Annotated in this window: 10 protein-coding genes; 8 read left to right on the top strand and 2 right to left on the bottom strand. The window is 69.2% G+C overall.

Translation table 11 applies throughout. The features are described from left to right. Nucleotides 1-80: 80 nt before the first annotated feature. Nucleotides 81-1073: a GlxA family transcriptional regulator gene (locus tag L1787_RS02150; RefSeq protein ID WP_235706836.1), complete on the bottom strand. Its 993-nt coding sequence runs from the start codon at nt 1071-1073 to the stop codon at nt 81-83. Between the two features lie 15 nt (nt 1074-1088). Continuing rightward, entirely contained in the window at nt 1089-2432 is a 1344-nt protein-coding gene (locus L1787_RS02145; RefSeq protein ID WP_235706835.1) for an NAD(P)/FAD-dependent oxidoreductase, read from the bottom strand. Nucleotides 2433-2701: 269 nt separating this feature from the next. Here L1787_RS02145 and L1787_RS02140 point away from each other — a divergent pair, with 269 nt between their 5' ends. The 8 genes from L1787_RS02140 to L1787_RS02105 all read left to right on the top strand — a co-directional run bounded on the left by L1787_RS02140 (nt 2702) and on the right by L1787_RS02105 (nt 12534). Further along, nucleotides 2702-3958 (top strand): sarcosine oxidase subunit beta family protein, encoded by a 1257-nt coding sequence (locus L1787_RS02140; protein ID WP_235706834.1) that lies wholly within the window; start codon nt 2702-2704, stop codon nt 3956-3958. Between the two features lie 8 nt (nt 3959-3966). Further along, complete coding sequence (locus tag L1787_RS02135) at nt 3967-4239, top strand: sarcosine oxidase subunit delta (protein ID WP_235706833.1); 273 nt, start codon at nt 3967-3969, stop codon at nt 4237-4239. After that, complete coding sequence (locus L1787_RS02130) at nt 4236-7169, top strand: sarcosine oxidase subunit alpha family protein (protein WP_235706832.1); 2934 nt, start codon at nt 4236-4238, stop codon at nt 7167-7169. The genes L1787_RS02135 and L1787_RS02130 overlap by 4 nt, the downstream gene beginning before the upstream one ends. Continuing rightward, nucleotides 7162-7779 carry a sarcosine oxidase subunit gamma gene (locus L1787_RS02125; protein ID WP_235706831.1) on the top strand — a complete coding sequence of 206 codons (618 nt, stop codon included), beginning with the start codon at nt 7162-7164 and terminating at the stop codon, nt 7777-7779. Before L1787_RS02130 ends, L1787_RS02125 begins: the two co-directional genes overlap by 8 nt. A 96-nt stretch (nt 7780-7875) precedes the next feature. After that, entirely contained in the window at nt 7876-8838 is a 963-nt protein-coding gene (locus L1787_RS02120; protein WP_235706830.1) for a LysR family transcriptional regulator, read from the top strand. Between the two features lie 144 nt (nt 8839-8982). Further along, nucleotides 8983-10533 carry an ABC transporter ATP-binding protein gene (locus L1787_RS02115; protein ID WP_235706829.1) on the top strand — a complete coding sequence of 517 codons (1551 nt, stop codon included), beginning with the start codon at nt 8983-8985 and terminating at the stop codon, nt 10531-10533. Continuing rightward, a complete protein-coding gene (locus tag L1787_RS02110) occupies nt 10523-11623 on the top strand; it encodes an ABC transporter permease (protein WP_235706828.1) in 1101 nt (366 codons plus the stop codon). Before L1787_RS02115 ends, L1787_RS02110 begins: the two co-directional genes overlap by 11 nt. Beyond that, a complete protein-coding gene (locus L1787_RS02105) occupies nt 11620-12534 on the top strand; it encodes an ABC transporter permease (RefSeq protein ID WP_235706827.1) in 915 nt (304 codons plus the stop codon). Before L1787_RS02110 ends, L1787_RS02105 begins: the two co-directional genes overlap by 4 nt. Nucleotides 12535-12564 lie beyond the last annotated feature (30 nt).

Raw genomic sequence — 12564 nt, 5'->3', positions numbered from 1 at the left:
GCGAACCGCGCCGCCCGGCCTCGTTGCGGTTTGCGACAGGATAATGGCTCGACCCGCCCACGCGATAGAGGTTGCGGCCGTCAGCCGCCGCGCCGCTCCTCGGAGGGGCTGATGCCGAACGCGCCCCGATAGGCCTGCGCGAAATGGGATTGCGACGAAAATCCGGTCGCGATGGCGACATCGAGGATCGAGGCGCTCGTCTGGCGCAATAGCTCTCGCGCGCGCGTGAGGCGCAGGCGGATATAATAGGCGGTCGGCGTCATCTCGACATGCCGCCGAAACAGGCGCTCGACCTGACGCACCGACAGGCCCGCCTCGTCGGCGAGGACGCTTGCGGCGAGTGGATCCTCCAAATTCGCCGCCATGCGCTGGATGATCCGCGCGATCGCCTCCGGCTTGCCGACGAGATCGGGCTCGTTGGCCGGCCGCTGCCGATCGCCTTTGGCGCGGATGCGCTCATGCTGCACGAGGTTCGCCATCTGACGCGAGACGCCGACCCCGTGATCGGCGGTGACGATGGCGGCGACGAGATCGATCGAGGCGGTGCCGCCGGCGGAGGTGAGCCGCGTCCGGTCGATCTCGTAGAGAGACTCCGTCACGTCCACCTCGGGATGCGCCGCAGCGAAAGCGGCCCGGCTCTCCCAATGGATCGTCGCACGATAGCCGTCGAGAAGTTTCGCCGCGCCGAGAAGCCAGGCGCCCGTCGCGATCGCCCCGACGCACTCTCCGGCCCGCACGCGCCGCCGCAATTGGGCGACGATATCGTCCCGCCCCGGCGGCTCGACGATGAGGCCGGTGCACAGCATCACGACATTCGCGGGCGGCGCGTCGGCGAGCGCATGGCCCGGCGCGATCGCGATGCCGCCGGAGGACATCGCCGGGGCGCCCGACAGCGTCGCGAGCTGCACATCGTAAGCGGCCTGGCCGAGAATGCGGTTGGCCGAGCGGAAGGGCTCGATGAAAGAAGCAAGGCTCAGGAGCGAGAAGGCATCGACGAGGACGACCAGGATCGTTTTCGTCCGGATGCCCCCGCCGTCGTCGTCAGCGATGCGGTGAAGATCGGTGTCGACCATTGTTCATCCGGTTGCTCAGCTCCAAGGAAATGGGCTGTGGGAGACGGGATGCAGCGCGCCCGCCGCGTATCGGTCGAATCGGAACGGCGCCAGGAGCGCGCTCGGTTCGCCCAACAACTCACATGCCACAAGTTGTCCCACGCCGAGCATTTTATATCCATGGTTGGAATCGGCGATCATATATGCATTTGGACGCATGCGATCGAACACCGGGAACGAGTCGGGCGTGAAGCACCCGAGCCCGCCCGACGGCTCCCGCTTATAGCGATGCGACATCCCCTCGAAACGCTTGTGGCAATGGGCGAGCGCAGACGCCCACATATGGGCGAATTCAGGCGAGGAGACGAACTCCGGCGAGGCCGGTCCGTATGGATCGAGCGCCACGGTGTCGGCATCGCCCTCCACCGGATAGGGTGACGCGCCGCCTTGGATCCCGCCAAATTGCGGATCGGGCTTATAATAAATTCCCCACATTTCTTCGGTGATGAGCGAACCGTCGACATCGCTCACCAGCGGCGCGTCGCTGTCCACATGGAGGACCGGCGGGGCTTGGCCTTCGTTGGTCCGAAAGTCCGAGAGCGGCACGCCGAGCACCCCTTCTTCGAGCTGCCAGAAGCGCCACATCGGCACGTCGTCGATATCCTCGCCCGTGGCGTCACGCACCGTGATCCGGCCGGGCAGGTCGAGCATCGCCCAGAAATCGCGCACCCATGGACCCGGCGCGACGACGATTTCGCCGCATTCGATGCGCCCCCGGTCGGTCTCCACGGCGACGATCGCGTCGCTGTTGTGGCCGAAGGTGAAGCCCTTCACGGTCACGCCGGTGAGAATGCGGACGCCTTCCGCCTCCGCCATGCCGGCAAGGCCGCAGATCGCGGCGGCATTGTGGGCGTATCCGCCGCGCTTCTCGTGCAGAACGGAGGTGATGCCCTTCGCCTGCCAGTCGTCGAAGAGGCCGCGCATATAGCGCGCGCTGTCCGCCTCCCCTTCCACGAAGGTGCTCTCATAGCCGATCGCCTGCTGCTCGGCGTGGATCGCGGCGACGTCGCCGTGCATCGCCTCGGGGCTGATTTGCATATAGCCGACCGGATTATAGTGCAGCGCCTCCCGGTTCTCCTCCCAGAGCGCCACGGAATGGGCCATCAGCTCGCGCATCGCCGGCTGGAAATAGTTGTTGCGCACCACGCCGCACGCGATACCGGATGCGCCGGCGGCGATGCCGCCTTTGTCGATCACGAGGATATCCGCGCCGGTCCCGGCCTGGCGGGCCTTGAGGCCGCGGGCGAGATGAAGCGCCGTCGACAGGCCGTGAATACCGGCCCCGATGATCACGAAACGCGCAGAAGTCGGGAAGGCCATCGCAACACTCCTCGGACATGGCCATAAAGGCGTGCGCGCCGCTCGGACGGCAAATCACCCAAAACACGACGTATAAGAATAGAAATGCGACGCAGATTTCGGTGCGATCGCGATTATCGATGGTTGTATGCTTTGGACATCATAGCATCATCGTTGCGTACGAATATTGCGCGATCGCAATCGCCGATGATGGCCACGCAATTTTCCGATCCTGCGTGACGCGGCGCCGTCCATCCGGTTAAAGCGGCCCCGGTTTCGGGAGGGGCAGGATGCGATTTTCGGCCGCCGCGCTGGTCAGAGGCGCGCTTACAGGCAATCGGGACTGGCCGCGCCAATGGCGCGCCGCCGCGCCCAAGCCGACCTATGACGCAATCATCGTCGGCGGCGGCGGCCACGGCCTCGCGACCGCCTATTATCTCGCCAAGGAGCACGGCCTCACCGACATCGCCGTCGTCGAGAAGGGCTGGATCGGCGGCGGCAATGTCGGCCGTAACACGACCATCGTGCGCTCGAACTACCGCCTGCCGCAGAACGCGGCCTTCTATGAGCTGTCGATGAAGCTCTGGGAGGGCCTCTCGCGCGACCTCAATTACAATGTGATGTTCTCCCAGCGCGGCGTCCTCAATCTCGCTCACACGCCGGCCCAACTCGACGCCTATGCCGCGCGCGGCAACGCGATGCGCTTCGAGGGGATCGACGCCGAACTCCTCGACCGCGACGCCGTCACCGCGATGGTCCCCCATCTCGACACGAGCCCTTCGGCGCGGTTCCCCATCGTCGGCGGCCTTCTCCAACCGCGCGCCGGCACCGCTCGGCACGATGCCGTCGCCTGGGGCTATGCGCGTGGGGCCGACCGTCTCGGCGTCGACATCGTCGAGAATGCCGAGGTGACGGGCTTCCTGCGGGAGGGCGACCGGATCGTCGGCGTCGCCACGAGCCGCGGGGAGATCCGCGCGCCGAAGGTCGGCGTCGCGGTCGCCGGTTCGACGAGCCAGGTGATGGCGCTCGCCGGCCTCGACGATCTGCCGATCGAGAGCCACGTCCTCCAGGCCTTCGTGTCGGAGCCGTTGAAGCCGATCATCGACACCGTCGTCACGCTCGGCGCGGGGCATCTTTATATCTCGCAATCCGACAAAGGCGGCCTCGTCTTCGGCGGCGACATTGACGGCTACAACTCCTACGCCCAGCGCGGCAATCTGCCGATCGTGCGCGACGTCGCCGCGCTCGCGACGGCGATGTTCCCCAACATCTCCCGCGTTCGGCTCCTGCGCCAATGGGGCGGCATCATGGACATGTCGATGGACGGCTCGCCGATCATCACCAAGGGGCCGATCGACGGGCTCTATCTCAATGCCGGCTGGTGTTATGGCGGGTTCAAGGCGACGCCCGCCTCGGGCTTTTGCTTCGCCCACACCATCGCCCGCGATACGCCCCACCCGCAGAACGCCGCCTTCACGCTGGACCGCTTCCGCACCGGCCGCGTCATCGACGAGGCGGGCACCGGCCCCGTCCCGCAGCTTCACTAGGCCTTGCCATGCTGATCCCCTGCCCCCATTGCGGCCCGCGCGAGGTGAGCGAGTTCACCTATATCGGCGACGCCACAAAGGTCCGCCCCGCGCCGGACGCCTCCGCCGACGCCTGGTCCGACTTCGTCCACGCCCGCCGCAATCCGCGCGGCCGCCACGCCGAACACTGGCAACACACCGCCGGCTGCCGCGCCATCGTCCGCGTCACCCGCGATACGGTCACGCACGCGGTGTACGGCGCATCGCTCGCCGGCCCATGGGGCGAAGGAGAAGCCCGATGAGCGGCCATCGTCTCGCCGCGGGCGGCTCCGGCATCGACCGGACGACGCCGGTCCGATTTTCCTTTGCCGGCAAATCATTGACTGGTTATGCCGGCGACACGCTCGCCTCCGCGCTCCTTGCGAACGGTGTCGAAATCGTCGCCCGCTCGTTCAAATATCACCGTCCGCGCGGCGTCGTCTCGGCCGGGCCGGAGGAGCCCAACGCCCTCGTCTCGCTCGGCGTCGGTGCCCGGAGCGAGCCCAACACCCGCGCGACGATGGTGCCGCTCCATGACGGCCTCGTCGCGGGCGGGCAGAATGCCTGGCCCTCCCTCCGGCACGATCTGATGGCGGTGAACGGCCTCGCCGGCGGCCTGATCGGCGCGGGCTTCTACTATAAGACCTTCATCGGCGGCCCGCGCGGCACCTGGACGCGGTTCTTCGAGCCGATGATCCGCCGCGCCGCCGGGATGGGCGAGGCCCCGACCGAGCCCGATCCCGACCGCTATGAAAGCGCGCACCACTTCTGCGACGTTCTCGTAATCGGCGGCGGCCCTGCCGGGCTGATGGCGGCGAAGGCCGCGGCCGAGGCCGGCGCCCGCGTCCTGATCGCCGACGAGCGCGACGGCTTCGGCGGTGCGCTGCGCCATGAGCGCGCCGCCATCGACGGCCGCCCCGCACCGCACTTCGCCGCCGCCCTCGCCGCCGAGCTTGCGACCCGCGGCGTCCAAATTCTGCCGCGCACCACCGTCTACGGCCAGTATGACGGCGCTTTCGGCGCGGTCGAGCGGGTCGTCGACGGCTCTAATGATCCCGGCCCGCTCCCGCGCCAGCGCCATTGGACGATCCGCCCACGCGAGGTGATCCTCGCCGCCGGCGCGATCGAACGGCCGATCGTCTTCGCCAGCAACGACCGGCCGGGCGTCATGCTCGCCGACGCGATGCGCGCCTACGTGAACCAATATGGCGTCGCCCCCGGTCGCCGCGTCGCGATCTTCACCACCCATGACGGCGCCTACCGCACCGTCCGCGATCTCGCCGCGGCGGGCGTCACGGTCGCCGCCATCATCGACGCGCGGCCGGACGTTCCGCACGCCGCCAAGGCCGTTGCCGAGGCGGCCGGTGCCGAACTCCTCGCCGGAGCGACGGTCGCGGCGGTCGGCGGCGGCAAGCGCGTCGAGACGATCGTCACCACCGACGGGCGGCGGATCGCGGCCGACGCGCTCGGCGTCTCGGCGGGCTTCATGCCGACGCTTCACCTCACGGCCCAGCTCGGCGGCAAGCCCGAATGGGACGCCGCTTTGTCCGCCTTCCGCCCCGGCGCGCTTCCCACCCATTGGCATGTCGCGGGCGCGGTCGACGGCACGTTCGGCACCGGCGAGGCGCTCGCCTCCGGCGCGCGGGCCGGCGCCGCGGCGCTGACGGCGCTCGGCCTCGCCGTGCCCGACACCACACTCCCCGAGACCGACGACGACCTCCTCGCCGACCGTCCCGCCCCCCTCTTCCATGTTCCGGGCAAGGGCAAGGCGTTCGTCGACATGCAGCACGACGTCACCGCGAAGGACATCGCACTCGCCCGTGACGAAGGCTTCGAGGCGGTCGAGCATCTGAAGCGCTACACGACGCTCGGCATGGCGACCGACCAGGGCAAGACCAGCAATCTCAACGGCCTCGCCCTGATGGCCGCGCACCTGTCCCGCCCGATCCCGGACGTCGGCACGACGCGCTACCGCCCGCCTTACACCCCGGTCGCCATCGGCGCCCTCGCGGGCGAGACGACGGGGGCGCATCTGCGCCCCGTCCGGCGCACACCGATGCACGATTGGCATATCGCGAACGGCGCCGAGATGGTCGCCGCCGGCGCCTATCTGCGCCCCCGCGCCTATCTCCGTCCCGGCGAGAGCGTCACCACCGCCTATGTCCGTGAGGCAACGGCGGTGCGCGAGGCGGTCGGCCTCGTCGACGTTTCGACGCTCGGCAAGATCGAGGTCGCGGGGCCCGACGCCGCCGCCTTTCTCGACCGCATCTATGTCAACGCCTGGGGCAAGCTCCCGGTCGGAAAGGCGCGCTATGGCGTGATGCTGCGCGAAGACGGCTTCGTCTTCGACGACGGCACCACCTGGCGCCTCGCCGAGCACCGCTATCTGATGACAACCACCACGCAGAACGCGGCGAAGGTGCTCGCCCATCTCGACTATCTCCTCGCCACCGCGTGGCCGGAGCTGCGCGTGCACGTCACCTCGGTGAGCGAGGCGTATGCGACGATGGCCGTCGCCGGCCCCCTCGCCCGCGCGACCCTGGCGGCGGTGGTGGACGGCATCGACCTCGCGGCCGACGCGTTTCCGATGATGGCGATCCGCACCGGCCGCATCGGCGCGGCGGACGTGCGCATCGCCCGCCTCTCCTTCTCGGGCGAGAACGCCTATGAGGTGTTCTGCGGCGCCCATCACGGGCTCGGCGTCTGGGAGACGATCCTCGCCGCCGGTGCGCCGCACGGCATTCAGCCCTATGGCACCGAGGCGCTCGGCGCACTCCGCATCGAGAAGGGACACGTCGCGGGCGGCGAGCTCGACGGGCGCACCACGCTCCACGATCTCGGCCTCGAAAAGCTCGCCGCGGCGAAACCCTTCGTCGGCTCAGTGTTGATGAACCGGCCCGCCCTTTGTGCGCCGGAGCGTCTCCGCCTCGTCGGCCTGCGTGCCGATGGCAACGCGCCGATCCGCACCGGCGCCCATCTCGTCGGCCCGAGCGGCCGGTCGGAAGGCCACGTCACCGCCTCGACCTACAGCCCCGTCCTCGGCGCGCAGATCGCCCTCGCCCTCCTCGCGAACGGGCCGGCGCGCCATGGCGAACGCCTCGTCGCGGCCGATCCGGTGCGCGGTGGTGAAACGCCCGTCATCGTCACCCCCTATCGCCATGTCGATCCCGAAGGGAGCCGCCTCCATGGCTGACCATATATCGGCGGGGCCCCGCTCTCCGCTCGCCGGCATCGCGATCCCGGCCCTTCCGGCGCTCCGCATCGCCGAGCGACCGCTCGTCGGCCTCGTCGCGATTGCCGCCTGGCCGGATACGGTCGACGCCCTCGCCGCCGCGCTGTCGCGCGAGGGGCTGCCGCCGATCCCCGCCTTACGTGCCTCCACCACCCGCGACGACGCGATCGCGATCGATGCCGGCCCCGGCAGGATGCTCGTGGAGGCCGCGCGGCCGGACCTCTTCGCCGCGCTCGATTCCGTCATCCCCGCCGAGATCGCCACCGTGACCGACCTCGGCGCGGCGCGCATCGCGCTTCGGATCGAGGGCGCACGCGCCCGCTGGGTGCTGTCGAAGGGCGTCGCGATCGACCTTCATCCCGACGCCTTTCCGGTCGGCATGGCGGTGACGACCGAGATCGCCCATGTCGGCGTGATCCTCCGCCGTGCCGATGAGAGCGCGTATGATCTCTACCCCTATCGCGGCTTCGCCCGCGCCCTCCTCGACTGGCTGATCGTGGCCGGAGGCGAGGATGGTCGCCCCATCACGGGCACGGCGCCGGCTCCCCGCGAAAACACGGCGGCGCCTTAGCTTTCTTGTTGAAGCCCGAGCCCACGGCCGCGCCTCGCGGCACCTCGGGGCGTTGGCCGCTTGCCGCCCCCAGAGCCATCTCGCAATATCGCCGTCATGGACTTGCCCCACGCTTTCGATGTCCGCGCGTTGCGCATCTTCGTGGCGGTCGTCGATGCCGGCGGCATGACGGCTGCGGCACGGCGGCTCGGCATGACGCAATCGACCGTCTCGCAGGCGATTTCCAATCTCGAGGAGGCGACGGGCGCCGCCCTCTTCGATCGGACCATCCGGCCGATTGCGCTCACCAATGCCGGCGCGATCCTGCATGACAAAGCGCGCGCCGTGATCGCCGCAGCGAACGATGCCTTCGCCTCCGTGAGGGCCACCGGCGCGCGGCGCATCGGTTCGCTCACCATCGCGATGGCCGAGAGCTTCGCGAACACCGTCGGCCCCCGCCTCGTGCACGAGATGGTCGACATCGCGGACCGCTGGCGGATCTGGTCCGGCATTTCGCCCGACCATCAGGCCGCCTTGCTCTCCCACGCCGTCGACATGATCGTCACCACCGGCGATGAACTCGACGCGGTGGAGGGCCTCGAACGGCACCCGATCGTCACCGAGCCGTTCGTGCTCGTCTTCGCCAAGGGCGCGGCGCCGTCCGAGTCGCCCGTCGATCTCGCCCGGCTCACCGGCAAGCCGTTCGTGCGCTATTCGCTCCGCTCCTCGATCGGCCGGCAAATCGAGCGGCAACTCACGCGGATGCGACTCGACGTGCCGATCCATGCCGAGTTCGACACCGCGACCGGGCAACTCACCGCCGTCGCCGACGGAATGGGCTGGTCGATCACGACACCGCTCTGCCTCGCGCAGGAACAGGCCCGGCTGCCGGGCCTCACGGTGGCGCCGCTGGTGCGCGGCCGCTTCTCGCGCAATGTCACCTTGGTGGCGCGGGCGGGCGAGCTCGGCGACGTTCCGTCCGAGGTCGCCGCGATGGGCCGCTCGATCCTGGAGCGGGACGTGTTCGCCCGTCTGTTCGACCGCCTGCCGTGGCTCGGCCCGCTCGTGCGTTGGCCGTAAGGAGTGGGGCCGTAGGGCGTGGAGCCGACGGGGCGGACCGTCGGAAGGCGGGCAAAAGTTGCGCGACGCCGGCCGTGCGAAGTGACGTGTGGCACGAAACTCGCTTAGGTTGGGCGTGATGGATCGCAGCGGAAGAACTGGCGCGTGAGCGAAGACACGCTCTTGGAAACGCGGGGACTGACGAAGGTTTTCGGCTCGCTTCGCGCATGCGACGAGGTCTCACTGTCTCTCGGGACGGGTGAGATCGTCGCGCTGCTCGGCGAGAATGGCGCCGGCAAGTCGACCCTCGTCAAGCAACTTTTCGGCGCGCTCCAGCCCGACGAGGGCGAGATCCTGTGGCGCGGCGCGCCGGTGGTGATGGCCGAGCCGGCGGTCGCCCGGCATCTCGGCATCGGCATGGTGCATCAGCATTTTTCGCTGTTCGAGGCGTTCACCGCGGCGGAAAATATCGCCCTCGGCCTGCCCGACGAGCCGATGAAGGGCCTCGCCGAGCGCGCCCGGGAGACGAGCCGCGCCTATGGCCTGCCGCTCGATCCCTATGCCCTCGTCGCCGATCTGTCCGTCGGCGAGCGGCAGCGGATCGAGATCGTGCGCTGCCTCCTCCAAAATCCGACCCTCGTCATCATGGACGAGCCGACCTCGGTGCTGACGCCGCAGGAGGTCGACCGCCTGTTCGTCACGCTGCGCAAGTTGAAGGCCGAGGGGCGGACCGTCCTTTATATCTCCCACAAGCTCGAAGAGGTCCGCGCGCTCTGCGACAGGGCGATCGTGATGCGCGCCGGAAGGCTCGTCGCGGAGGCCGACCCGAAGACCGAAACCGCCGCCTCGCTCGCTGCCGCGATGGTGGGCGGCGAAGTCCCGGCCGTCCGCCACCGCGCTCCGCCGCCCGCCGAGGCGGTCCCGGCGCTCGACATCGCGGCGCTCAACACGCCGGCCGAGCATCAGTTCGGCGTCTCCCTCGCCGACATCTCGCTGACTGTGCGAGCCGGCGAGGTCGTCGGCATCGCCGGCATGGCGGGCAATGGCCAGGCCGAACTCTTCGACTGCCTGTCCGGCGAGATCGCGACGGTCGACGGCCGGCTCCAGATCTTCGGCGTCTCGGCCGAACGGCTCGGCGTCGACGGTCGCCGCGCGCTCGGCGCCGCCTTCGTCCCGGAGGAGCGTCTCGGGCACGGCGCCGTGCCCGGCTTCGACCTTGCCGAGAACGTCCTCTTGTCGCGCCATCGGCGTGAGGACGGCACCGTGACGGCCGGCGGATTGCTGCGCAGGGGACGCGCCCGACGCATCATGCGGCGGGTGGTCGAACGGATGGACGTGCGCTCCTCGGGCGACAATCCGCCGGCGCGCGCCCTCTCCGGCGGCAACCTCCAGAAATTCGTCGTCGGGCGCGAGCTCGACCGCGCGCCGCGCCTTCTCGTGATCAATCAGCCGACCTGGGGCGTCGATGCGGGCGCGGCCGCGAACATCCGCCAGGCACTGATCGACCTTGCCGCCACCGGCGCCGGCGTCGTCGCGATCAGCCAGGATCTCGACGAGTTGTTCGAGATCGCGGACCGGATCGCGGTCATCGCCGGAGGTCGCCTCAGCCCGCCGGAGCCGGCCGCGACGATGACGCGCGAGGCGATCGGCATCCTGATGGGCGGCGTCCACGAACCCGCCGACGCGGCACCCGGAGGCGAGACCCTTGCGACTTGAGCTCGAGCGCCGACCGCGCATCGCCTGGTGGGCCGAACTCGGCGCGCCCCTCATCGCCCTCGCGATGACGGTGGTGATCGGGGCGATCCTGTTCGCCGCCCTCGGCCATCCCCCGCTGCGGGCGCTGCACGCCTATTTCATCGAGCCGCTTTCGGAAATCTGGTCGCTCCACGAGCTGACCATCAAGGCGGCGCCGCTGATCATCATCGCGGTCGGCCTGTCGGTCTGCTTCCGGTCGAACAACTGGAATATCGGCGCGGAAGGACAGTTCGTCCTCGGCGCGATCTTCGCCTCCGCCCTCCCGATCCTGTGGCCGAGCGCGGCCGGCGCCTGGGTGCTTCCGGCGATGCTCCTTCTCGGGATGCTCGGCGGCGCGCTCTGGGCGGCGATCCCGGCGCTCCTCAAGAACCGGTTCGGCACCAACGAGATCCTCGTCTCGCTGATGCTCGTCTACGTCGCCGGGCTCTTCCTCGATTGGCTGGTGCGCGGGCCGTTCCGCAATCCCGAGGGCTACAATTTCCCCGAATCGCGCAATTTCGGGGCGGACGCGATCCTGCCGGAGATCATCTCGACCGGCATCTATGGCGGCCGCGCGAATTACGGGATCGTCGTCGCGCTGATCGTCGCCGTCATCGTCTGGTTCATGCTCGCGCGGACGCTGCGCGGTTTCGAGATCACGATCACCGGGGCGAGCCCGCGGGCCGCACGCTTTGCCGGCTTCGATTCCAAACGGACGACGCTCTTCGCCTTCCTGTTTTGCGGCGCGCTCGCCGGACTGGCGGGGACCGTCGAGGTCACCGGCGCAATCGGCCAGCTTCGCCCCTCGATCAGTCCGGGCTACGGCTTCACGGCGATCATCGTCGCCTTTCTCGGCCGGCTCAATCCGCTGGCGATCGTCGTCGCCGGCTTCGTCCTCGCTTTGTCCTATCTCGGCGGCGAGGCGACGCAGATCTCGCTCGGCCTCACCGACGAGATCACCCGCGTCTTCCAGGGCGTCCTCCTCTTCGCGGTCCTCGCGAGCGACACGCTGATCCGCTATCGCGTCCGCCTGACGCGGCCGCATTATGCCGCGAAGGAAACCGCGCGATGATCGAGGCGATTCTTTTGTCGGTCATCACCGCGGCGACGCCGCTGCTGATCGCGGCGATGGGCGAACTCGTCGCCGAGCGCTCCGGCGTCCTCAATCTCGGCGTCGAGGGGATGATGGTCGTCGGCGCGGTCGCCGCCTTTGCCGTCGCCAAGGAGACCGGCTCGCCCTATGCCGGGATCCTCGCCGCCGCGCTGATCGGCGCGCTGATGGCGGCGCTGTTCGCGATCCTGACGGTCTGGTTCGTGACCAACCAGGTCGCGACGGGCCTCGCCCTCACCCTCTTCGGCCTCGGCGTCGCCGGGATGATCGGGGAAGCCTATGTCGGCTTTCCGGGCGTTTCGCTGGGAGCCGTCGCGATCCCGGTTCTGTCCGACCTGCCGATCGTCGGACGGGTGCTGTTCGATCAGGATCCGCTGTTTTATTTTTCGATCCTGCTGACGGCGGGCGTCGCGTGGTTTCTCTTCTATTCCCGCGCCGGCCTTCGCCTGCGCGCCGTCGGCGATCGTCCGGAGGCGGCGCACGCGCTCGGCCTCCACGTCAATCGCGTGCGCACGCTCGCGGTGCTGTTCGGCGGGGTCTGCGCCGGGATCGCCGGCGCGCAGCTCACCCTCGTCTATACGCCGCAATGGGTCGAGAACATCACCGCCGGGCGGGGCTGGATCGCGCTCGCCCTCGTCGTCTTCGCGAGCTGGCGGCCGTTCCGCGTCCTTGCCGGCGCCTACCTCTTCGGCGCGGTGACGATCGCCCAGTTCCACGTCCAGGCGATCGGGGTGAACGTGCCCTCGCAGCTTCTGTCCGCGCTTCCCTATCTCGCGACGATCCTGGTCCTCGTGCTCATCGCCAGCAACCGTCGCTTCACGCGGGTCAACACGCCGGCGGCGCTCGGTCAGCCGTTCGTGCCGGACCGTTAGTCTCTGCCGAGAAATGCATCGGATGATTTC

It is taken from the genome of Acuticoccus kalidii (genome assembly GCF_021556395.1).
Lineage (GTDB): Bacteria > Pseudomonadota > Alphaproteobacteria > Rhizobiales > Amorphaceae > Acuticoccus > Acuticoccus kalidii.
The sequence above is the reverse complement of the archived record's forward strand: the minus strand, read 5'-3'. Positions and strand labels throughout refer to the sequence as shown.

Bases quoted from the DNA above. Each gene is read 5' to 3' on its own strand.
- L1787_RS02130 (WP_235706832.1), top strand. From the start codon at position 4,236: ATGAGCGGCCATCGTCTCGCCGCGGGCGGCTCCGGCATCGACCGGACG.
- L1787_RS02145 (WP_235706835.1), bottom strand. From the start codon at position 2,432: ATGGCCTTCCCGACTTCTGCGCGTTTCGTGATCATCGGGGCCGGTATT.
- L1787_RS02120 (WP_235706830.1), top strand. From the start codon at position 7,876: ATGGACTTGCCCCACGCTTTCGATGTCCGCGCGTTGCGCATCTTCGTG.
- L1787_RS02140 (WP_235706834.1), top strand. From the start codon at position 2,702: ATGCGATTTTCGGCCGCCGCGCTGGTCAGAGGCGCGCTTACAGGCAAT.
- L1787_RS02105 (WP_235706827.1), top strand. From the start codon at position 11,620: ATGATCGAGGCGATTCTTTTGTCGGTCATCACCGCGGCGACGCCGCTG.
- L1787_RS02135 (WP_235706833.1), top strand. From the start codon at position 3,967: ATGCTGATCCCCTGCCCCCATTGCGGCCCGCGCGAGGTGAGCGAGTTC.
- L1787_RS02125 (WP_235706831.1), top strand. From the start codon at position 7,162: ATGGCTGACCATATATCGGCGGGGCCCCGCTCTCCGCTCGCCGGCATC.
- L1787_RS02150 (WP_235706836.1), bottom strand. From the start codon at position 1,073: ATGGTCGACACCGATCTTCACCGCATCGCTGACGACGACGGCGGGGGC.